This window comes from Chamaesiphon sp. OTE_20_metabat_361, assembly GCF_031364565.1.
In genome coordinates, this window is sequence record NZ_JANLWO010000186.1 from 1 (window position 1) to 20,845 (window position 20,845).

Below are 20,845 nucleotides of genomic sequence, written 5' to 3' on the forward strand. Positions count from 1 at the left end.
TCATCGCGGAGATATTTCTCTTCAAAGGTGAGGACACCGCTGAGTGAGACGGGCATTTCGATGACAGATGCGACGATCTCGTCATCATCTTCCATCACAGAAACATTGATTTCGAGAATATCTTTAATACAAGGTTCGACGATCGCGTGACTATCGTATCTAAAGGTATTTACCAAGCAAGCATTTAATGTCCGCTCGTCTTTAGCTACCCCAATTCCAATACTCGAACCTAAGTTACAGGGTTTGACAAATAACGGTAACTGCTCCAATCCAGGCGTCGCAAAAATCTGTTCGCGCACAGTGGCGAGACTTTTTTGGGCATCCCGGCGATCGACTATTGCCGCAGGTAAGACGGGAATACCAGCCGCTTTGAGCATCAGTTTACACTGATATTTATTCATCCCCAGGGCAGCCGGGAGAACGCCACAACCCGTATAAGTAGCATCCGCCATCTCCAGCATTCCCTGAATGCAGCCATCCTCGCCAAAGGTGCCGTGGAAGGCGAGGAAGTAAATATCGATCGGCAAAATTTCGTTTTGACGCGCAAGGCAGGTGAGTCCCTTACTCCCGGCGATCGGTAACAACGCGACTTCTTGAGCCTCTTTGACAGAGTTGGGAAGGCGGCGGTAGAAATTTTTGTCGAGCAGGTTGTCGCCGACATACCAGCGTCCGGTTTGAGCTATATAGACGGGGACGATCTCATACTGAGTTACGTCGATGACGTTTATCAGTTGGAGCGCGGTGATTACGGAGATTTCGTGTTCGACGGATCTACCACCGAATAGTACTGCCAAGTTTTTCTTCTTCATTGCGTCTGCCGATCGTGCCGACAAACATTTTCTCACATCTTGCCTCAAAGCAAAGTTAATAGTGTTTTAGGGGATGGGGGATAGGGGATGGGGGTTGAGAGTTGGCAGCGTAGATCTGAGGGTACCCTGGATCTGTACTAAGCACTAGTGTCATGTGCCTAGACGTTTGAGATCGGCGATCGTTTTTAGGTAGCTGGCAGTTTGGCGCTGTCGTTTAAAGCGATTGGCGGCTTTTTTGAGATCTAAGATCGCGCCTTTTTTATCACCTAATTTGGACTTGATTAAGCCGCGACTGGCGTATGCGCTAGCGTTATTGGCATCGATCGCGATCGCTTTGTTATAGTCTTCGAGTGCGCCTTTCTCGTCGCCGACTTTGGATCGAGCGGTGGCGCGGCTGTTATAGGTTGTGGGATTTTTGGGATTGAGGGCGATGGCGCGATTGAAACTAACGATCGCACCCTTGAAGTCGCCGAGATCGAACTTAATCGCCCCGAGCCGTTCGTGAGCGGCTGTATAGTTGGGATCGATCGAGATTGTCCGCTCGAAGTCGGCTAGTTCGCTTTTTTTATTGCCTAATTTCCCCTGGAGAGTACCGCGACTGAAGTAAGCTCGCGCTAGCTGCGGATCGAGTGAGATCGCCCGGTTGAAGTCATTGAGGGCATCTTTGGGCTGGCGAGCAACCTTGGCATTGCCCCGATGATAATAGGCACTCGCCCGATTGGGATCGATGGAGATCGAACGATTGAAGTCGGCAATCGCGCCGGGAGTGTTATTTAGATCTAATTTAGTGACGCCGCGATTGTTGTGAGTTGCAGCATCATTGGGATTGAGTTCGTTGGCGCGATCGTAATCTCCCAGCGCGTCTGGATTTCTCAGGAGCGATTTAGCAACACCCCGACTGTAGTAGAGGCGCGCATTTTGAGAATCGAGAAACAGCGCCCGATCCAGCTCGGCTAACATCCCCCGATAGTCACCTTGACTCTCCTTGAGTACTGCAACCGCGATCGCATCGTCTACTGGTTTGGGTGATGGCGCGATCGTCACTGGGGCATAACCCCCAATCCCAGCCGTGGCGGCATACTTGGTGAAGGTATTGACAGTAATGCCGAGATTATAGTCAGTCCGCACGCGGGCATTAGTCGGGATACTGCGCCCCCCAATCGCCAGCAATTGGCCGCGATCGTTCCAGATCGGGCTGCCATTGAGCTGTGGCAGTGTATTCGTGCTGTAGATGAGGGAGTAGCCTTTACCTTGTTGTTTGCTGCTGTTGCTGACTAGATCGCCTTTAGCGAAGGTAAATACTGGTTTGGAACTGGCGGGAGTTTGCCCAAATCCACCGACATAAATCCGTTCGCCTGCTTCGACGCGATCGGAATTATTGACAAGCATGGCAACTGAATAGTTATTATTAGTCGTGAAGCTTACTACCGCCAGATCGATATTATTTGGGAATATCTTGACTTGGGAAACTTGATAGCGGCGATTGTCTGGCGTGACTATTTCACACCCACTATTCCTGACGCTCTGCGCTAATGTTATTACTGTATATGTATTGCGATTTTTCTGCACGATCGCCCCAGAGCCTTGAGCGCAGCGATCGATCCTAACGGTAGCGCGATTGGCAGTCTGCTGAATTTCTGGCGGTGATAGCGCTGTGCTAGGCAAGGCATAGCTAACTAGAGCGGTGGTACCAAGCAGCGCAATCGGCAATAGATAATCTTTCATCTTCAGCACATCAAGATCCACTTTTTAAGAATACTAACACTAGATCTAAGCTCCAAAGCTTGAGCCGAACGGCTGGTTTTAGTTCGAGGAGTTGGGAGTTGGGAGGAAATAGGAAAGAGGAATCAGTTTGTTGGAACACATCCAAAGTCATACCCCAATCCAGCAACACCAGTTATTGAAAGGGGGAAAGGGTTGACATGTAATTTAGCCACTATTGAGATCCTTCCATCCTCCATCTCCCACCTCCCACCTCCCAACTCCCAACTCCCAACTCCTACCTCCCATCTTTCTCCAAAACAATCTGACTGAATGTGAACTCATATGAAGCTGGTGGGTAATATAAGTGCATCGAACCAAATTCCCCAAATCTGCATTATGTCCGGAACTATCATTGATGCGATCGATCGCTTGATGCCCCTCATCATCCATTCAACTTGTCTCAAATCCAAGCTCTGGGATTCGCCGCATGAAGAGTTACCGTTACGGGATTATGCACTGAGCTGGGTAATTGTCGATCGCCATCCTCAAGGGAAAGTTGCCTATCAGAATGTCACACCTGAAATGGTAGAGGTGTGGGAAGCTGAAGGGATCGATTGGCAACAACGGGCAGTAATCAATCTCAAGGTAGCATCGCAGGAACTATGGACGCACCAAAAGCTGCGGAAAGATGGCAGCGTTGTCTGGGCGATTATGATGCACAATGATGGGTTTGGTTCCTCGCGAATCTTGCTCTCGCCTTACCTGGATAAATATTTTCCCGATGGCTATTATGTGGCTATTCCCGATCGCAGTATCGGCATTATTATCCCCCGCGACTTGTCGATCGGGGAAATGCAGGAAACTCAAGATTTACTGGAGTCTTGGTACGATACCGCATCCGCACCGATGAGTCCCCATTTATTTGCGCCTGACGATCTAATTCCCGAACATTACCAATGGAATTAAGAGCGTCACCGTAACTCAGCTAACTTCGATCGAATTAAGACGACTAGATCGGCGACAGTAATGCAAGTACTATCTGTAAAATCTACTAAAAAACTCAACTCAAAAGCCTCAGCCAAATCGAAATAAATATTCGCAGCTTCGAGATAATAAAGTAAATTTTTAGCACCAGATTGTTGCTGTCGCCGCTCAGCGAGTCGATCGATAAAGTTGTGAAATCTAAATTCTAGATCGATCGCCTCTGGATCGATTTCCAAGTTTCTTGCTAAAATTGGTTTAACAATCTCAAATATATCGACGGTGCCGCGTTGCATTATCCCATCCCAGCCAGGTAAATAAATCGATTGCGATTGCGATTGCCTACGGCAGGCTATGCCAACGAACCTTGTTACAACAATAAAAGATGACGACCAACATTGACATTGGTATAATAACTCAACTTTGTCAAACTTACTACTAAGTTTACAGTGTAGCAATTAGCTATTCTACTGATGCCCTGGACACCTCTACATAGTCAACTTCACCAGTGTTCGATCGATCGTCAGTTGCTCCCAATTGGTGCCAAGATCCTGCTAGCTGTGTCTGGGGGGCAGGATTCGCTGTGTCTGGGACAATTGCTGCGGGACTTACAAAGCCGCTGGCAATGGCAGTTGGCGGTAGCGCATTGCGATCATGGTTGGACACAGGATATTGGCATTGCCGAGCGCGTAGCACAAGTGAGTGCCCGCTGGCAGTTACCATTTCATTGTGAAACTACTGCCAATTTACCCGAAACCGATGCTGCGGCACGGGAGTGGCGATATCAAGCCCTCACCCGGATTGCCGAAACGACTGAGAGTACATACATCGTCACCGCCCATACCCAAACCGACAGAGCCGAAACCTTGCTCTACAATTTGGTGCGCGGTGCGGGTGCTGACGGGCTATGTGCGATGTCGTGGCACCGTCAGTTGACACCAGAGATTAATTTAGTCCGTCCGCTGTTAGAAGTCAGTCGTACCCAGACTGGTGAATTTTGTCAGGAGTACGAATTGCCAGTCTGGGAAGATGCCTACAATCAAGATCTCAAATATGCCAGAAATCGCCTGCGGCTGGAGATAATTCCCCAGCTAGCCGCTAATTTCAATCCCCAAGTTGAAAGCCATTTGGCACGTACCGCCGAACTATTGCGGGCGGATGTCGAATATCTAGAGTCGCTAGCCAACGACTCGTATCAGCAAGCATTAGACGACAGCGGCACTAAAATCGATCGCACCGTCCTCCAATCGCTGTCTCTATCGCTGCAACGCCGCATCATCCGGCAATTTCTCACGCAAGCACTAGCCAAGATGCCCACTTTCAGCCAGATCGAAGATACGATCGCGCTGATTACTGCCCCCAACCGCACACGCACATCTACATTCAGTCATGGACTAGCAGCAGAAGTCTGCGGCAAGTGGATCGTGGTACGGTTGTAGTTAGATTGCGGCGATCGAAAATCGACTGCTAGTATGCGCTCGAAACAAATAGCTAATTTAACTATCTTTTATGTACTGAAAGTATAAAAACAGACGAGTGGTTGAAATATAATATTTAATTTACATATATATAAAGTTAGAGACAAAAGCTATACGGGTAGCTGGTTGTGAGATGTAGATTTATGATTATTTATTAATACATTTGGCGTAATTAGCTCGAACATTCAACAGATTTGTTAAGATATCATGAAGAACATCAATAATTGTTTTAAGTATTAGCGACCTGTCCAAATTTGATGGATTGGGTAGTTGCGAGCGCGATAGTTAATTAATTGCCCTAAAATCATGAACGTTAAAACCGATCGTCAATTAACTAATAGATGGTGGACACCCCAGCGTCAGATCCCGAGTCCGCTGCTAACTTTAGCATTAGTCATTGCCGCGATCTTACCGCCAGTGAGAGTAGCCGCCCTCGATCGTCAATCTAACCGCGTAGTGCCCCAAACTACCAAAACACCTACTGCTACCAAAACCCCCAAATCTGCCCGCGACTTTTATAACCGGGCGATGCGTCGCTACCGCAGTCAAGATCGGCTCGGTGCGATCGCCGATTTCGATCGCGCGATTCAATTGCAACCCAACTTTGTCGATGCTTATAATAACCGAGGCATCATTAAAGGTTTAAACGGCGATAATACCGGGGCAATTGCGGATTATACGCGGGCGATCGCTCTCAATCCCAGATTCTTTGAATCCTTTGCCAATCGCGGCTTTGCGCGGTTGGGCACCGGAGATCGGACTGGTGCGCTAGCCGACTTACAAGCCGCCACCAAGATTAAACCCAACGATCCACAATTACTAGTCGGTAAAGGCATCGTCGCCGCTCAAAATGGTGACAAGCGAGGGGCGATCTCGATCTACGATCGAGCCATCCAGCTCAGCCCCAGTAATGCCGATGCTTATTACAATCGGGGTTTAGCCAAACTCGATCTCGGCGATCGGCAAGGCGCGATCGCGGACTATAATACGGTCATTAGACTCAAACCGACTTATGCTAACGCCTACTACGGGCGCGGTAAAGCCAGAGGACTACTCGGCGACGATCGTGGGGCGATTGCCGATTACGATCGGGCAATTAAACTCAAACCCAGTCAGACTAGTGCTTACCTCAACCGCGCGATCGCCAAAAACTCTCTCGGCGATACCCCTGGGGCAATCGGGGACTACAATCGGATTATTAGCCTCAACCCCAACGATGCCAACAGCTACTTCAATCGTGCCTTGGGACATAACCAGAATGGCGATCGTGCTAAAGCCATCGCCGATTATACTACCGCCCTCAAACTCAATCCCCAGCTAGTCGAAGCCTATAATAATCGCGGCATCGTGTACTTTATTAGCGGCAACCGCCAAGCAGCGATCGCTGACTATAGCTCAGCCATTCGGCTGAAAGCCGATTATGGTACTGCCTATCTCAATCGGGGCATTGCGTTTTACTCAACTCGCGAATACCGCAAAGCATTACTAGATTACGATCGAGCAGTTGCCCTAGAGCCAAACAATGCCGAAACATACTTCAATCGGGGCATTACCCAAGCTCTACTTCAAAATTACAAGCAGGCACTTGCCGACTACAATACAGCGATCCGCTTGCAGCCTAATTACGCACTCGCCTACAGCAATCGCGGACTGTTGCAGGTTCAACTCCAAGCTAACGCCGCAGCTACTAAAGACCTCGAAACGGCTGCTAAAATATTCCAATCTCAAAATAATAGTGCTGCCTATGAGTCAGTGATGCGACAGTTAGAGAGAATTAAATAATTGCGCACAACGACGAACCACCGCCAAACCCAGTAGTTTTGGCGGTGATTCGTCGTTCGAGACGGTATTTTCAGTAGTGACGAGCATACTCGTCATCAGAATTGGAGCTAATACAGAGGTGGTTACAGAACTCTTGTTTCAATTGTAACAAATGTCAGCAACTAAGTTGTGATTTGGAACCAGAAATTTGGCGCTCGGACTCACATACTCCCTTCCCACCCAAGAAATAGACATTTGCAATTCACTATCCACTATTCACTATCCACTATCCACTCACCACACTAGATGTCTAATTCTTCACTGGGAAGGGAGTAGCTTCCGAGCCTATCGATGTTCTTGGTACAACTGCAAGCCAAATTTGCCTGCTGGCGTGGCTTGTGCCTTCCGCATGTCTGTTTGCATCTGAATCGGTAATAAGTCCAGCTCCGTAGGCTTAATGTGGTGCTCTGGTGGCTGAATGATTGGTGCGGCAAGTGCGGCAAAGGTAATATCGATCGCCGAAAATCGATCGCCGAGTAAATATTTACGTCCATCTGCGAGCAATTCAGTAACCCGCTTAAAGACAATCTCAATTTCTCGATAGGATTCGGCGGCTGATGTCTCAGTAATATCAAAACTCGATCGGATGATTTTGCCAACCTTGGGGAAAATTACGGGGAACAGTAACTTTTCCCAAAATGGCACGCCGCAAGTCCACTTCGGATAGATTAATTTGGGCGTGAGAATAGATGAATATCCCCAGCGGCGAGTATGGATGCCTAATGTGCCATTAAATAGTGTTTCTAACTCAATACCGAGTAACTGTAATTGGGGATCGATCGGATATAACTTGTCGGGATAGAGCCTGTCCAAATATCGCAAAATATCGGTCGAATCTGTCGCCGCACCCGTATCTGTCACTAAAACAGGTACGCTCGTACCGCCATATTTTTTAGTAGCATTCCGATGAAATGGCGGCATGTGTGCCAGTTCTCGATAGGGAATTTCTAAGTAATCTAGTGCCCACCGCGCTTTCTCGCTGTAATGGCTGATGGGAATCGTAATCAGTCGAAAGTTAGTTGACATCAAATTTTTTCCTAATTTACAACTGTACGGAGCGAGGCTAAGTATTAGTATATGAATCGGCGAGATTTTGAGCAACCCAGAGAGCAACTTGCAGTCGATCGCGGAGATTTAAATAGTTAAAAATATTCGTTACATAATTCTTGACTGTCCCTTCTGTCAGGTGAAGATCGAGAGCGATTTCGCGGTTGTTTTTGCCCTTACCAATTAGCTTGAGGATTTCGATCTCATTATGATTGAATTGTTCGAGGATGGCTAATGTAGATGATGGTGTAATAGTAGACTCTGGAATCCGAGCAAATACCTTCAAGGCGATCGCCGGATCTAGTTGTCCAAAACCGCGATCTAAGCTGCGAATAGTCGTAGCTAATTGTTGAGAAGGAGTACTTTTAAGGATATATCCCAATGCACCATTTTGGAGCGATTGACAGATATATTCGTCTTCATCAAAAGTCGTCAACACCATAATCCGAATCCACGGAAACCGCTGATGAATGACTTTAGTTGCTTCAACACCATTGCAAATTGGCATCCTTACATCCATCAAAATCACATCGGGACGAAGTGTTTCTGACATCAAGATTGCCTCTTCACCATTACTAGCTTCGCCGACAACTTCGATGTCTGGTTCGAGGTTAATCAGAGCGGCTAATCCTTGCCTAAATATAACTAAGTCGTCAACTAATAGCAAGCGAATCATGGGTTAATCTACGATCGATACAAACAGCATAAATTAATTACGATCGTTGCGATCGGACTTAGCTACTCCTGTAAAACGCGAGTATTTTGCTAACTTACTAGCAGCGGATGTAACGGCTATTAAACCAGTGTTAATATCCTCAAAGAAAATTACTCCGCCAACATGGTTATTTGCCACGAAGGGTGCATGATAAAATTGGTATTCTTTAAGATAGATTGTCAAGATACCATCAATATTGGTAGGTTTGCCGAAGATTTGTTGACAGACCTGTGCAATGACTTGCAAGAGAAAGTCTTGTCGAACTGGCTCACCGAGATCGCTAAACTCTGGACGATCGCCAAATTCATCCATATAATACAACCAAATTTTAGAGAGACCTGTCTCTTTTTGGAGTTTTTCTTTGAGTTGAGATATTTTTTCGAGTTTCATCGGTTTACATGAGATGTATATATAAATGCTGCTAGAAAATTATAGTTATGAATCGACAATTTTAGCTAGATGTAGGTACGAATATCTTAATTTGCGTGCCCGTGCAGATTTTACTATCGAGATTGAATTCTCCACCTAAACATTGTACGCGTTCTTTCATATTTCTCAAACCAAACCCAGCGTGGGGTCGGTCGAGATCGAATCCATTACCATTATCGCAAATTTCCAGAATAGTGCCGCGATCTACAATCCTACTTTCGATCGTTACCCGATCGGCTTGGGCATGTTTTTGAATATTGGTAATTGATTCTTGAATGATGCAATAAAGTTGATAGCTAGATTGGAGCGATAATGGTGGAAAGTGGACATCAACAATTATCTGAAATGGATGATTTTGCTCCGTTAGAGCGACAATTGCTTCGGTCAGGTCAAAGTTCGATCGCTTCATCGTTCCCAAGGCTTGACGGACATTATCGATGGCTTGAGAGCTAAGTTTTTTGGCGAGATCGATCGCTTGTTGGGCGCGGATTGGCTCGGTAGATTGAACTCTTTGCGCCAGTTCGATCTGCACGTCTAGAGAGGTGAGCGAATGTCCTAAAGTATCGTGAATATCGCGAGCGATCCGATTGCGCTCCAAATCGACAGCGAGAGTTTCTACTTGTTTGGTGAGTCGATCGGCTTTTTGGCGAGATTTTTGCTCTTCTGTCCACACACTACCAAGGAGTAAAACATACATACAACTACCTAGATTAGAAGCAAGAAAACTAGGCACCATTCTCGACCAGTTGAGATAGTATCTCATATCACCTTGAGTTAAATTATCGATAATTTGAGGCATACGCAGAGCGTAACTAACTGTGCCAATAATTAGGAAGAATATGGCAATTGTAATATTTTCTCGTCTTGGCAACAAAAAGCATCCTTTCAGCAGGATAGTAGTATAAAAAAGATAAGTAAAGACGTAAAGATGTTCAAAACCAATGATGATTAGAATTGCGGATAAAACATAAATTTGTCTTTGCCATAGCGGTCGATCGACAGGCAAAATGGCAATATAGGGAATAATCGCTATGACAAATAAAGCGATAAGTTCGATTTTCCATGGGGATCTTTGTAAATGTGGGCTGCCAGGATCGAGCCAAATACAGACAAATAAAGAAAATAGCTCAATGACAAGGAGCGAAATACGCATTTTTGGCGAAACTGGTGGCAGGCTCATCATTAGCAATCGATCGATGGATGTCAATATCGATCCTAAGTCGATCGTGTACTCGATCGGTATGACTTTCGTCATATTTTGTATGACCTTGGTTAATATTCAAATCTATGGCAACTGGGTTAACATGTACTAAGTGTGCGATCGTGTAGCACTTTGCAGGTAAATGCCCTCTGTCAGCACTAGTATTTTTGCGAATTTTCTAGCGGGGTTGCGAAATGAAAAATCATTGCCTGTGGATGGCTAGCTGCAAACTAGCGACACGCAACCTGTTCGACAGCTTAATTAGTTCGATTTAAATCGATTTTATGAGGAGATAACGATGTCCGATTCACAATTTGATGTTCGATACGAACTGTTAGCTAAAGTAATTGGTATATATTCAGATCCTCAAACTAGACCTTTGGCAGAGCAGGTATTTGATACCCTTGGTTATCAAGTCGATCGGGTGTTCGATCCCTACGCTGATGGCGGTCAAGCAATCGGTCTTAGCTCCAAGGATGGCAGTACATCACCAGTACTAGTGCTACCAGGAGGAGCGGCTGGAAATCCGATTAGTGTTGGTAACGAAGAGTTTACAGCCAGCCAGCAAGCCATTCAAGACTGGATCGGCAGTATTACCAATAACCAACAGGCTAACCCCCAAGGGTTCAAGCCAGATGTCACCGGAGCGAGTCGGGGGGGAGCATTAACTCAACTCACAGCTAGCGCGTTCCCCACGCTAATCGGTTCGGCGGTAACGTTTGTATCACCAGGAATCGAGCGAGCGACTGCTGATAAATTTATTGAAAATGGCGGCGATCCGAGTCAAGTCAGGCACTATATTACTGACGGAGACTATCGCAGTCTCATCGGCGATACCTTTATTCCTGGTAAAGTGACAGTCGGTACTTATGAGATCTCCGTTGCACCAGAAGCTGGCAAAGTAGACTACGCCACTCGCAAGCATAGCTCGGGAATTCTCGCCGATTTTAGTGCTTTTTTGCCCGATACTAGTAATCCATTAATAGCTCAACTTCGTGCGGCAACCGATAAACCTGCGGATCTAACTCTAGCTGAGATTTCTGCCGATGAACTCAATCAGCCGGACTTTAGCTGGCAAGGCAAAGACTGGCAAGTAGTGCTGGAAAAATTGCAGGCAAATAATCCCAACCTGGTGCAGTTGACCGATCGCCAAAATGCCGAAGAAGTACGTGACAATATTGGAGCTGGTAATGTCCTTAATCTCATCGGTGAAGCACTTGCCGATGTAAATCCAGTTCCGCCCGACAGGGTAAATCAGCCGACAGCAGGAGATGATGTCTTGTTTGGTACCGATGGGAAGGACAAGATTAAGGGCGGTGCTGGTGATGACTACATTCGCGGTGGGGCGGGTAACGACCGACTCTTTGGTAATGAAGGTAAAGATGCCCTCATCGGTGCGACTGGCAACGATCTGCTCAATGGCGGCGCAGGTGATGATATTCTCACTGGGGGGATGGGAAAAGACCGATTTGTCTTTGGCGATGGGACACCTTTCGATGCAGCATCCTTGGGTATCGACAGAATTAATGACTTTACAACTGGGGAAGATTCGATCGGTCTGAACAAGGCTACCTTTAACCTTTTTAACCAAGATTTTGCTAGTAACTTTGCCATCGTAACTGATGATGCTTCAGCGTCAACTAGTACTGCGGAGATCGTCTATAACAGCGGTAGCGGCAGTCTTTTTTACAACACTAATGGTATCGACGTTGGCTTCGGCGATGGTGGCCAGTTTGCCAGTCTCTTCGGTCAACCTACCCTGTTGGCTTGTGACTTCAAACTCAGCTAATTTTTGGCTGAGCCGTGCGGGATAACATGACCTTGAATGTAGCATTCTACAGAACGTATTGCTACAAACCCGACTTCTTTGAGAAGTCGGGTTTGTATCCTAACTAGCGAATCGAGATATTCAGCAGCGATTGAAAAATGAAAACTCATTTAGCCCATCTATTGCTAGTTACCACCTCCATCTGGCTAATACCGATACCACTAGCCATCGCCAAACCCAAACCAGCACAGAGCGTCACAGTAGTTCCGCCGCAAGTCATTTCCCCCGCCGCCGCACTCAATCGGTTAATCGTCGCGGAAAAATTAGACGCAAGTTGGTTCACACCAGCATTTCTCAAAGCGGTAGATAAAAACTCGGATGTGAATGCGCTTCAAATGCAGCGAGATATCACCATGAAGCTAGGACGCTTTAGGTATGGTAGTTACAAATCAGTTCAATCTATCGGCGGCAGTAAATATCGCGTCTTATTCGAGCGAGCCGAACCCGATGCCGTAGTTATCAAACTCGCTATCGATGCCAAAGGCAGAATCGCCAATTTGGAAATTAGTGAGAAAAACAAACCAGCCCCAAAAGCTCCAGCTCAAGCCGCAGCTCAAGCCGCTCTCGATAAATCTTTCAAAACCAATACCCGTGCCAACGGCGAAAGTAGCCCAGTGCTGTTGAGTCTCAAGCAGTGATTGGGGGATTATCAAAAGGTGCAAAAAGTAGACGCAACTAAATATCTGGGTATCTTCGATCGCGGTTCTGCTCCAGTGATGATTAATTTTAAGCCGGACGGATCGATTGAGAACTATCGCATGGGCTGTCCGACTACTAAGATTTCCCTGAAGCAGGCACCAGCCAATCTTCAGCAGATATTTGCTAACTGTCCCAATCTCAAGTAGAGACAAGTACTTAGGACATCCCCGACTTCACTAAAAGGTTAGGAATATGCCCACCATTCTAATTGGACATAATTGGCTACAATCGGCTCACTTATTAGACGGGGTAGCTAATCCGATGGCAGATATCGACATCAGCATAATGATTTAACTCTATGTCATCAATCACAGATAAAGTAGATCGACTATTTACCCAATGGGATAAACCCAACTCCCCAGGCTGCGCCCTCGCCGTTATCCAAAATGGTGAAATCATCTACAAACGCGGCTACGGAATGGCAAATTTGGAATATGACATCCCCATCACCCCCAATTCTGTCTTTGATATCGGCTCTAATTCCAAACAATTCACCGCAATGTGTATTGTATTACTTGCCAGACAAAATCTCCTAACTCTAGACGATGAACTGCAAAAACATATTCCCGAAATTCCTCAATATACTCACCCAATTACTTTAAGACACCTAAGTTGTCATACCAGTGGTTTGCGAGACTATCTGACTTTGATGGAGATGAGTGGATCGATCGGTGAGAATAATTATTTAACTGAAGACATCATTTCATTAGTCACTCGTCAACAAAGCTTAAACTTTCAGCCAGGAACCGAGCAACTATACTCCAATACTGGCTATCTTTTATTAGCAGAAATAATTAAACGTGTTTCAGGTAAATCTCTGCGCGTATTCGCTGAGGAACATATATTTACTCCGTTGGGAATGAAAAATACTCACTTTCATGATGATTTTAGAGCAATCGTCAAGAATAGAGCAGATGCCTATGAACCGAAAGAAGATAGAGGTTTTCAGACTGCCTTGTCTTGGTTAGATTGTTGTGGTGATGGACAACTTTATACAACAGTTGAAGATCTCTCACTCTGGGATCGAAATTTTTACCATAATATATTGGGCGGCTATGGGCAAGATTTAATCGAAGAAATAACTACTCCAGGCAAACTTGATAATGGCGAAACTATATCTGGAGCTTTTGGGCTGCAAATAAGCGATCGCGGTGGCTTAGAGACGATTTCGCACGGCGGCTCGTGGATGGGTTATCAGAGCCAATTTATTCGTTTTCCAGATCGCAATTTTTCGGTTATCTGTTTGGCTAATCTTGGTACATTCAACCCAAATAAATTAGCCTTTGAAGTTGCCGATATCTATTTAAAAAATGAATATCCACAAGCGATCGCCAAACTAATGCCGCGTTCTGTTACCCCAATCGATCTACCGCTAGCAGAGCTAGAAATTAGAACTGGTCTTTACCATAATCCGACAACAAACAGTGTTTGGGAACTAGAGCTAAAAGATGAAAAACTCATGGCTAAATTAGCATGGATGTATTTTCAGCTCGTTCTGATCGATGCTACTCATTTTCAATCTGTCGATAATGAGATTGACTACGATCTTGATTTCCATGAAGATCCCACTCGCCCGATCGTCAAAGTCGATATTGGCAATGGGGTGAAGGAATTCACGCTTGAAAAGATGTTAGAAACAGCACCCGATCTATTAACAGATTACGTCGGCACTTATTATGCTGATGAATTAGAATTTAGCTATCAACTATATCTAGATGATAACAAAATACGGGTTAAACATAAGGGTATCGAGCCATTCCAGCTCAGATCGATTAGAAAAGACTTCTTGCTTTTCAAAGCAGACAAATTTGAATTTATCCGCGACGATCGAGGAATAGTTATTGGGTTCGATCGATGTAGCGATCGAGTACGGCGAGTGCATTTTAGCAAGCAGTAGAGATTATTGGCAAATCTCATTTCACTAATCAAGATAAAACAAATGTCAAAAAAATCAATGGGATTACTACATCTAAATCTTAATGTTGCCGATATCGTTCGATCGGAACATTTCTACCAACAAGTGTTTGGGTATGTTCGCATTGTCGATACGAGTGGAGAAATTCAGCGTGAGGGCCAAAATCTGTTTGTGAAGCAAATTATTCTAGGTATACCTGGCGCAGACGATCTACTTGCATTGAGCGAACTAACAGGTGCAACAGTTGGCACAGGTGGGATGAGTCACTTTGGGATTGTTGTTGAAGATGCGGAAGTCGAAGCCCTCACCAAAAAAGTTGTTGCTTGCGGTGGCACAATTTTAGAATATGGTGTGCGTGAGGAAAATGGTGTAGCCGAACCCTTTGCTTACGTTCGAGATCCTGATGGTTATGCGATCGAGGTTGCCTCTCAGAGTATCGTTTATGCCCAAGATTTTAGGCGGAAAGTAGTAATGCGCCAATACCAAGGCGAATCCGATCTCCAATTAATTATCGATCTCATTGATGCTTGCGAAAAAGTCGATCGATTAGAGTCATTTGTCTCGTTCGAGCAATTGCGTTTATCCATAACCAATCCGGCAATCGATCGAGCGCGCGATTTAGGGCTGTGGGAAGATGCTCAGGGAAAATTAATTGGTTTTGGCGAATTATCGATCGATGAACCTATTCCAGACAATCTTGCTAATAGTACACTCTGGTTTTTTGTCCATCCGCTCGCGCGTGGTGGTGACTTAGAATCGCAAATTATTGCTTGGGCAGAACAGCGGATTAGTGAAGTAGCTAGAGAACGTCAGGGACAGCCTAAATTATTAACTTGGAGTCGCAATAGCCGCCTAGATCGCATTGCCATATTAGAGCATCATGGTTTTGTCAAAGGTCGTCAATACTGGTTTTTATCTCAGTCATTGCAGCGAAATATTCCTACATCACAATTGCCTGAAGGTTTTAGCATTCGCGCTGTCGATGGCGAACGGGAAGCACAAGCATGGGTGGATCTTCACAATCAGGCTTTTTGTAATGCTTGGCTCTACCACCCGCTAACTGTCGAAAGCTACAAACATCGCTTGCAAGCTCCTGACTACTTACCCGAACTAGATTTAGTAGCCGTCGATGCCGATGATAAGTTTGCAGCTATTTGTTACTGCGCTATCGATCGATCGCACAATACTTTTGTTGGCAGACAAGAAGGTTGGGTGGCATTATTATTTACCAGTCCTGACTTTCAACGACGCGGATTGGCTAGAGCGATACTACATCATGCCTTGGCTCGGCTTAAGACTCTCAACATCGAGATTGCCAAAATTGGCGTGGATTCGGAAAATGCTTATGGTGCGAGACAACTATATGAATCGATCGGCTTTGAACGTGTTTACACTAACATCGCCTATGTCAAGCATCTGTAAGTTGATTAATTGGACATAATCGGACATAATTGGCTACAATCGGTTCATTAATCGGACATAGTAGCCACTCTGATGACAGATACTGACATTTCCATCACCCAAGAGCTACTGTTGCTCATCGCTGAAATTGACGAATTCAAAGGAAAGTGGCGGGCACTCAATACTCTGGCACCAGATCGATTGGCAGCTCTCCGCAAGATTGCCACGATCGAAAGTGTCGGCTCATCGACGCGGATTGAAGGAGCTAGATTATCAGATCGACAGGTACAAGAACTGTTAGCTAACATCGGGAAGCAAAGTTTTACTTCCCGCGACGAGCAAGAGGTGGCGGGATATGCCGAAGTGATGGATTCGATCTTTGCAAGCTGGGAGTCGATCCCATTCTCGGAAAATTACATCAAACAATTCCACAAGATGCTACTGAAATATAGTCCCAAAGACGAACGACATCGGGGCGAGTACAAGAAGTTTGAGAATAGTGTGCAAGCTTTCGACGTAGATGGAAATAGTTTGGGGATCGTGTTTGAAACCACTTCACCCTTTGACACGCCGCGTCAGATGTCTGAAATTGTCAACTGGACGGCAGATCGCCTGATTTCACCCACAATTCATCCGCTGCTAGCGATCGGAATTTTTGTCGTTACCTTTCTGGCGATCCATCCATTTCAGGATGGAAATGGTCGTTTGTCGCGAATTTTGACGACACTATTGCTGTTGAAAGCTGGCTATAGCTATGTGCCATATTCTTCGCTCGAAAGCATTATCGAAGAGAGCAAAGAAGGCTATTATCTGGCGCTACGACAAACTCAAGGAACTCTTCATCAAGATCGATCGCCTAATTGGGAACCGTGGTTGGTATTTTTTCTGCGGGTGCTCCAACGTCAGAAGAATAGACTGCAAACTAAACTCGACACCGAAAAAATCATGGCTTCGACTTTGCCATTGCTATCGGTACGCATCCTCGAATTAGCTAAGGAACATGGCAGAGTGACGACTCAATCGATCGAGCAAGCTACAGGTGAAAGTCGTAGCACGATTAAGGCACGGCTCAAACAACTGACTGTCGATCGACTATTGGTTCGCTATGGCAATGGGAGATCTACTTGGTATGGACTTAGTTAAATAGTAATCGAAACAGCCACCGCTACCTAAATTACCGCTCGAGCATAATGACACCACCAGATCTAATTATTTCCACCCAAAACCTGACTAAATCCTATGGCAAACGGCAAGTTGTCAGTAATCTCAATTTAGCAGTACCGAGAGGTTCGATTTGTGGTTTTCTCGGCGCTAATGGAGCGGGCAAAAGTACCACGATTAAGCTGTTGCTGGGGCTGGTACAGCCGACAAGTGGCGTTGGGACAGTTTTTGGTAAAAATATCGTTAACGATAGCGTAGCGATTCGCGAACGGGTGGGATTTTTAGCTCAATCACCAAGTTTTTACGGTCATTTAACTGCCAAAGAAACGCTTCAGTTTGTGGCTTCCTTCTTCTTTACTGGCTCTAAAACTGCAATTTCGGCGCGAATCGAGGAACTAATCGAATTGGTGGGTTTAAGCGGCAAAGCCGATCGACCTGTTAAGGGTTTTTCTGGTGGTGAAAAGCAGCGGTTAGGGATCGCGCAAGCGGCGATTAACGATCCAGAATTAATCATTCTCGATGAGCCAGCTTCGGCGCTCGATCCTTTGGGGCGGCGGGATGTATTGAAGATTTTGGAGAGTTTTCGCGATCGCAGTACGGTATTTTATTCGACTCACATTCTCGATGATGTGCAGCGGGTGAGCGATCGTGTCGTCATTCTTGAACGCGGGAGATTAATTGCCCAAGGGCGAATTGAAGAACTCTTATCGGGCGATAGTAATTTATTTCACATGACAGTTCGCGGCGACGGTGCGACTATTAAAAATCGCTTATTATCTATGCCTTGGATTAACAAAATCGAGCTAGAAACTGGAGTGCCGGATCTAACAAATAGCCACACGACGAAACTGCTAATTTATGTCAGTGATGCTCGCCGCGCTGAAACCGAACTATTGCGATTGGCGATCGCGGATAATAACACCATCGTTACCCACTTTGAGCGATCGGCACACAATCTCGAAGATATTTTTGTCAATTTAGTCAGTGGAGGCACCAAACATGAATGAGCGAGATTTGGGACTCCAGCGCGTTGGGAGTAGTTGGCATCGCGGTTTTAACGCCATTTATCGCAAAGAGTTAGCCGCCTGGTTTGGGACGCACCGCTGGATAAATCAATCGATTATTTGGATGGCGCTGACTCTGACTCCCGCGCTGACGGTGCCTACGGCTACCAACGATCGCGGTGCAGCGGTCTTAGCATTATTTTTGTGGTCGGGTAGTAATATGATGTCCATTGGGACAATTATTTTGACTCAAGGCGCGATCGTCGAAGAAAAGCTCACCCAAACTCTACTGTGGATTTTTGCCAAACCGTTATCACCTGCGGGGTTTCTCCTCGGTAAGTTTGCGGCTTATGCGGTATTTATCGCCGCGATCGTCATTGGTGCGCCTGCTATTATTGTCTATATTTATGCCGCGATCGTCGGACTACCTGCAACTATCTCGCTGTTAAATTTTCTCGTTGGCGTGGGGATGGTTTATCTGGTGCTGTTATTTGTGCTGGCGCTAACTTTGTTATTGGGAGTACTATTTGACAAAATTGCGGCTGTCACCGCAGTGGCATTGGCAACTTTTTTTAGTGGATCGGGTTTACCTTCTACCCAGTTACGCTGGCTCGAACCCTATACTGTTTGGGCACTGCAACACAATTCTTCCGAGACACTTAATGGTAATTTTCCGAGTACGGGCTGGTGGGCGATCTGTAGTGCGGGGATATCAATCGGGTTGTTACTCGCAATGGCGATTACCTGGATGCAGCGATCGGAATTATAAATTTTGATGTTGCTCAATTGTCAGCAAACAATAGATTTTGGTGCATACGCTAAGATCTAAACAAAATTACAATCGAGCATTCAATTTATAACAAGGTTATAACCATGAAAATTACTCATCGTATCGCTACGCTCTCAACAACGACGATTTTGCTATCGATTTCATCATTGGGGATGGTGGCTAACGCGCAGCCAGCTCCTGAAGTCGTTCTCGATCGAGCATTCCGGTACGAGTCTTCTGCTCCCACCAGCCAAGGGCGAGGGTTACTGACAAGCTTTCAGGGTTGGCTGGGTACCTATCAGCGGATTCGTAAAGACGGTAGTGGCTATGTGGTTGTGTTCGATCGTGGTTCGCTCCCACTCGATGCCAAATTTAAATCGAATGGCTCGATCGAAAGTATGACTTTTGGATGTCCGATTTCTAGATCTGTATCGATAAACGATGCGCCGACTGATATCCGCCAAGCCTTGTCTAAGTGCGGTGGCTTCAGATCTTAAACTAGCAATCTCGATCGAGTTCAATTCTACTAAGAGTCATCTAAATAACCCCAAATCAAAAACCCCCTGACATTACTGTCAGGGGGTTTTAATCTCTTAAACTCTTAGATCGAACAGATATTAACCGTTGATGGCAGGAGCAGTCAAAGCAACAGGAGTAGCTTCACCAGCAGCTAAGTCCAGAGGGAAGTTGTGAGCGTTACGCTCGTGCATTACTTCCATCCCTAAGTTAGCGCGGTTGATGATGTCGGCCCAGGTATTGATTCCGTGACCTTGTGCATCTACAACAGACTGGTTGAAGTTGAAACCGTTGAGGTTGAAGGCCATGGTCGATACACCCAAAGATGTGAACCAGATGCCTACTACAGGCCATGCAGCTAGGAAGAAGTGCAAGGAACGGCTGTTGTTGAATGAAGCGTATTGGAAGATTAAACGACCGAAGTAGCCGTGAGCTGCAACGATGTTGTATGTTTCTTCTTCTTGTCCGAATTTGTAACCGTAGTTTTGGCTTTCAACTTCGGTTGTTTCACGAACTAAGCTGGAGGTTACTAGCGAACCGTGCATTGCGGAGAATAATGAACCACCGAATACACCAGCTACGCCGAGCATGTGGAAGGGGTGCATTAAGATGTTGTGTTCTGCTTGGAAGACGATCATGAAGTTGAAGGTTCCGGAGATACCTAAAGGCATACCGTCTGAGAATGAACCTTGACCGATTGGGTAAATCAAGAATACTGCGGTTGCTGCGGCAACAGGTGCTGAGTAAGCAACACAGATCCAAGGACGCATCCCGAGGCGGTAGGAAAGTTCCCACTCACGACCCATGTAGCAGAAGATGCCGATGAGGAAGTGGAATACTACTAGTTGGTAAGGACCGCCGTTGTACAACCATTCGTCTAAGGATGCTGCTTCCCAGATGGGGTAGAAGTGAAGACCGATTGCGTTGGAGGAAGGAATAACAGCACCGGAGATGATGTTGTTGCCGAACATTAAGGAGCCTGCGACTGGTTCGCGGATGCCGTCGATGTCTACGGGGGGAGCGGCGATGAAGGCGATGATGAAGCAGATGGTGGCGGAGAGGAGGGTTGGTACCATGAGTACGCCGAACCAGCCAATGTAGATGCGATTTTCTGTGGAGGCGATCCAGCTACAGAAGCGTTCCCAGACGTTGGCGCTCTGGGTGCGTTGTAAGGTTGTGGTCATTGTATGATTGCTGTTTGTTCCTGGTGGAACGGAATGTTTTTTATGTATGAATCTAATCTAACTCGATTGTTAACGTTTGTAAACGTTTCTCAGTTTTGCAGAACTGATAGGTGTAATAGGTTTTGCTTATGTGCGTTTGCTACCTAATCGCACGATACATCACCACATCAGGCTAAATTGGAA

General features: G+C 46.0%; 20 protein-coding genes. 12 read left to right on the forward strand and 8 right to left on the reverse strand.

From position 1 onward, the window contains the following. Both RMO35_RS05145 and RMO35_RS05150 read right to left on the reverse strand, forming a co-directional pair. On the reverse strand, positions 1-809 hold an 809-nt coding region (locus tag RMO35_RS05145), incomplete at its 3' end, for a D-alanine--D-alanine ligase (protein WP_396135604.1). 150 nt (positions 810-959) lie between these two features. Next, positions 960-2,534: a tetratricopeptide repeat protein gene (locus RMO35_RS05150; protein WP_309739040.1), complete on the reverse strand. Its 1,575-nt coding sequence runs from the start codon at positions 2,532-2,534 to the stop codon at positions 960-962. A 375-nt stretch (positions 2,535-2,909) separates the two neighbouring features. Here RMO35_RS05150 and RMO35_RS05155 point away from each other — a divergent pair, with 375 nt between their 5' ends. Further along, complete coding sequence (locus RMO35_RS05155) at positions 2,910-3,479, forward strand: hypothetical protein (RefSeq protein WP_309739041.1); 570 nt, start codon at positions 2,910-2,912, stop codon at positions 3,477-3,479. Between the two features lie 5 nt (positions 3,480-3,484). Here the strand turns inward: RMO35_RS05155 and RMO35_RS05160 are convergent, their stop codons facing one another. Beyond that, positions 3,485-3,790: a hypothetical protein gene (locus tag RMO35_RS05160; RefSeq protein WP_309739043.1), complete on the reverse strand. Its 306-nt coding sequence runs from the start codon at positions 3,788-3,790 to the stop codon at positions 3,485-3,487. 177 nt (positions 3,791-3,967) lie between these two features. Between RMO35_RS05160 and tilS the strand changes: the two genes are divergently transcribed. Both tilS and RMO35_RS05170 read left to right on the forward strand, forming a co-directional pair. Continuing rightward, a complete protein-coding gene (gene tilS, locus RMO35_RS05165; protein ID WP_309739045.1) occupies positions 3,968-4,933 on the forward strand; it encodes a tRNA lysidine(34) synthetase TilS in 966 nt (321 codons plus the stop codon). Between the two features lie 345 nt (positions 4,934-5,278). Next, positions 5,279-6,754: a tetratricopeptide repeat protein gene (locus RMO35_RS05170; protein ID WP_309739047.1), complete on the forward strand. Its 1,476-nt coding sequence runs from the start codon at positions 5,279-5,281 to the stop codon at positions 6,752-6,754. 324 nt (positions 6,755-7,078) lie between these two features. Here the strand turns inward: RMO35_RS05170 and RMO35_RS05175 are convergent, their stop codons facing one another. The 4 genes from RMO35_RS05175 to RMO35_RS05190 form a co-directional block, all read right to left on the reverse strand. Then, positions 7,079-7,819 (reverse strand): glutathione S-transferase family protein, encoded by a 741-nt coding sequence (locus tag RMO35_RS05175; protein ID WP_309739048.1) that lies wholly within the window; start codon positions 7,817-7,819, stop codon positions 7,079-7,081. A 37-nt stretch (positions 7,820-7,856) separates the two neighbouring features. Continuing rightward, complete coding sequence (locus RMO35_RS05180; protein WP_309739050.1) at positions 7,857-8,516, reverse strand: response regulator transcription factor; 660 nt, start codon at positions 8,514-8,516, stop codon at positions 7,857-7,859. Positions 8,517-8,549: 33 nt separating this feature from the next. After that, positions 8,550-8,945: a hypothetical protein gene (locus tag RMO35_RS05185; RefSeq protein ID WP_309739052.1), complete on the reverse strand. Its 396-nt coding sequence runs from the start codon at positions 8,943-8,945 to the stop codon at positions 8,550-8,552. 61 nt (positions 8,946-9,006) lie between these two features. Continuing rightward, positions 9,007-10,239, reverse strand: a complete 1,233-nt coding sequence (locus RMO35_RS05190; protein ID WP_309739053.1) for a sensor histidine kinase — start codon at positions 10,237-10,239, stop codon at positions 9,007-9,009. 244 nt (positions 10,240-10,483) lie between these two features. Here RMO35_RS05190 and RMO35_RS05195 point away from each other — a divergent pair, with 244 nt between their 5' ends. The 9 genes from RMO35_RS05195 to RMO35_RS05235 all read left to right on the forward strand — a co-directional run bounded on the left by RMO35_RS05195 (position 10,484) and on the right by RMO35_RS05235 (position 19,459). Further along, entirely contained in the window at positions 10,484-11,974 is a 1,491-nt protein-coding gene (locus RMO35_RS05195; RefSeq protein ID WP_309739055.1) for a M10 family metallopeptidase C-terminal domain-containing protein, read from the forward strand. Positions 11,975-12,111: 137 nt separating this feature from the next. After that, entirely contained in the window at positions 12,112-12,651 is a 540-nt protein-coding gene (locus RMO35_RS05200) for a hypothetical protein (protein ID WP_309739056.1), read from the forward strand. An 18-nt stretch (positions 12,652-12,669) separates the two neighbouring features. Further along, positions 12,670-12,858, forward strand: a complete 189-nt coding sequence (locus RMO35_RS05205; protein WP_309739058.1) for a hypothetical protein — start codon at positions 12,670-12,672, stop codon at positions 12,856-12,858. A 152-nt stretch (positions 12,859-13,010) separates the two neighbouring features. After that, entirely contained in the window at positions 13,011-14,609 is a 1,599-nt protein-coding gene (locus RMO35_RS05210) for a serine hydrolase domain-containing protein (protein WP_309739060.1), read from the forward strand. 42 nt (positions 14,610-14,651) lie between these two features. Beyond that, the gene (locus tag RMO35_RS05215; protein ID WP_309739062.1) at positions 14,652-16,049 is read left to right on the forward strand and encodes a GNAT family N-acetyltransferase; all 1,398 of its coding nucleotides are present in this window, start codon (positions 14,652-14,654) and stop codon (positions 16,047-16,049) included. Between the two features lie 72 nt (positions 16,050-16,121). Beyond that, positions 16,122-17,171 (forward strand): Fic family protein, encoded by a 1,050-nt coding sequence (locus RMO35_RS05220; RefSeq protein ID WP_309739064.1) that lies wholly within the window; start codon positions 16,122-16,124, stop codon positions 17,169-17,171. A 47-nt stretch (positions 17,172-17,218) separates the two neighbouring features. Next, positions 17,219-18,196, forward strand: a complete 978-nt coding sequence (locus RMO35_RS05225; RefSeq protein ID WP_309739066.1) for an ABC transporter ATP-binding protein — start codon at positions 17,219-17,221, stop codon at positions 18,194-18,196. Next, complete coding sequence (locus tag RMO35_RS05230) at positions 18,189-18,962, forward strand: hypothetical protein (RefSeq protein ID WP_309739068.1); 774 nt, start codon at positions 18,189-18,191, stop codon at positions 18,960-18,962. The genes RMO35_RS05225 and RMO35_RS05230 overlap by 8 nt, the downstream gene beginning before the upstream one ends. A 104-nt stretch (positions 18,963-19,066) precedes the next feature. After that, complete coding sequence (locus RMO35_RS05235) at positions 19,067-19,459, forward strand: hypothetical protein (protein ID WP_309739071.1); 393 nt, start codon at positions 19,067-19,069, stop codon at positions 19,457-19,459. 120 nt (positions 19,460-19,579) lie between these two features. Here the strand turns inward: RMO35_RS05235 and psbA are convergent, their stop codons facing one another. Continuing rightward, positions 19,580-20,662, reverse strand: a complete 1,083-nt coding sequence (psbA, locus tag RMO35_RS05240; protein WP_309739073.1) for a photosystem II q(b) protein — start codon at positions 20,660-20,662, stop codon at positions 19,580-19,582. Positions 20,663-20,845: the final 183 nt, after the last annotated feature.

What these genes read in the sequence shown, in the direction of transcription:
- RMO35_RS05150 (WP_309739040.1), bottom strand. Translation starts at nt 2,534, where the DNA reads ATGAAAGATTATCTATTGCCGATTGCGCTGCTTGGTACCACCGCTCTA.
- RMO35_RS05155 (WP_309739041.1), top strand. Translation starts at nt 2,910, where the DNA reads ATGTCCGGAACTATCATTGATGCGATCGATCGCTTGATGCCCCTCATC.
- RMO35_RS05160 (WP_309739043.1), bottom strand. Translation starts at nt 3,790, where the DNA reads ATGCAACGCGGCACCGTCGATATATTTGAGATTGTTAAACCAATTTTA.
- tilS (WP_309739045.1), top strand. Translation starts at nt 3,968, where the DNA reads ATGCCCTGGACACCTCTACATAGTCAACTTCACCAGTGTTCGATCGAT.
- RMO35_RS05170 (WP_309739047.1), top strand. Translation starts at nt 5,279, where the DNA reads ATGAACGTTAAAACCGATCGTCAATTAACTAATAGATGGTGGACACCC.
- RMO35_RS05175 (WP_309739048.1), bottom strand. Translation starts at nt 7,819, where the DNA reads ATGTCAACTAACTTTCGACTGATTACGATTCCCATCAGCCATTACAGC.
- RMO35_RS05180 (WP_309739050.1), bottom strand. Translation starts at nt 8,516, where the DNA reads ATGATTCGCTTGCTATTAGTTGACGACTTAGTTATATTTAGGCAAGGA.
- RMO35_RS05185 (WP_309739052.1), bottom strand. Translation starts at nt 8,945, where the DNA reads ATGAAACTCGAAAAAATATCTCAACTCAAAGAAAAACTCCAAAAAGAG.
- RMO35_RS05190 (WP_309739053.1), bottom strand. Translation starts at nt 10,239, where the DNA reads ATGACGAAAGTCATACCGATCGAGTACACGATCGACTTAGGATCGATA.
- RMO35_RS05195 (WP_309739055.1), top strand. Translation starts at nt 10,484, where the DNA reads ATGTCCGATTCACAATTTGATGTTCGATACGAACTGTTAGCTAAAGTA.
- RMO35_RS05200 (WP_309739056.1), top strand. Translation starts at nt 12,112, where the DNA reads ATGAAAACTCATTTAGCCCATCTATTGCTAGTTACCACCTCCATCTGG.
- RMO35_RS05210 (WP_309739060.1), top strand. Translation starts at nt 13,011, where the DNA reads ATGTCATCAATCACAGATAAAGTAGATCGACTATTTACCCAATGGGAT.
- RMO35_RS05215 (WP_309739062.1), top strand. Translation starts at nt 14,652, where the DNA reads ATGTCAAAAAAATCAATGGGATTACTACATCTAAATCTTAATGTTGCC.
- RMO35_RS05220 (WP_309739064.1), top strand. Translation starts at nt 16,122, where the DNA reads ATGACAGATACTGACATTTCCATCACCCAAGAGCTACTGTTGCTCATC.
- RMO35_RS05225 (WP_309739066.1), top strand. Translation starts at nt 17,219, where the DNA reads ATGACACCACCAGATCTAATTATTTCCACCCAAAACCTGACTAAATCC.
- RMO35_RS05230 (WP_309739068.1), top strand. Translation starts at nt 18,189, where the DNA reads ATGAATGAGCGAGATTTGGGACTCCAGCGCGTTGGGAGTAGTTGGCAT.
- RMO35_RS05235 (WP_309739071.1), top strand. Translation starts at nt 19,067, where the DNA reads ATGAAAATTACTCATCGTATCGCTACGCTCTCAACAACGACGATTTTG.
- psbA (WP_309739073.1), bottom strand. Translation starts at nt 20,662, where the DNA reads ATGACCACAACCTTACAACGCACCCAGAGCGCCAACGTCTGGGAACGC.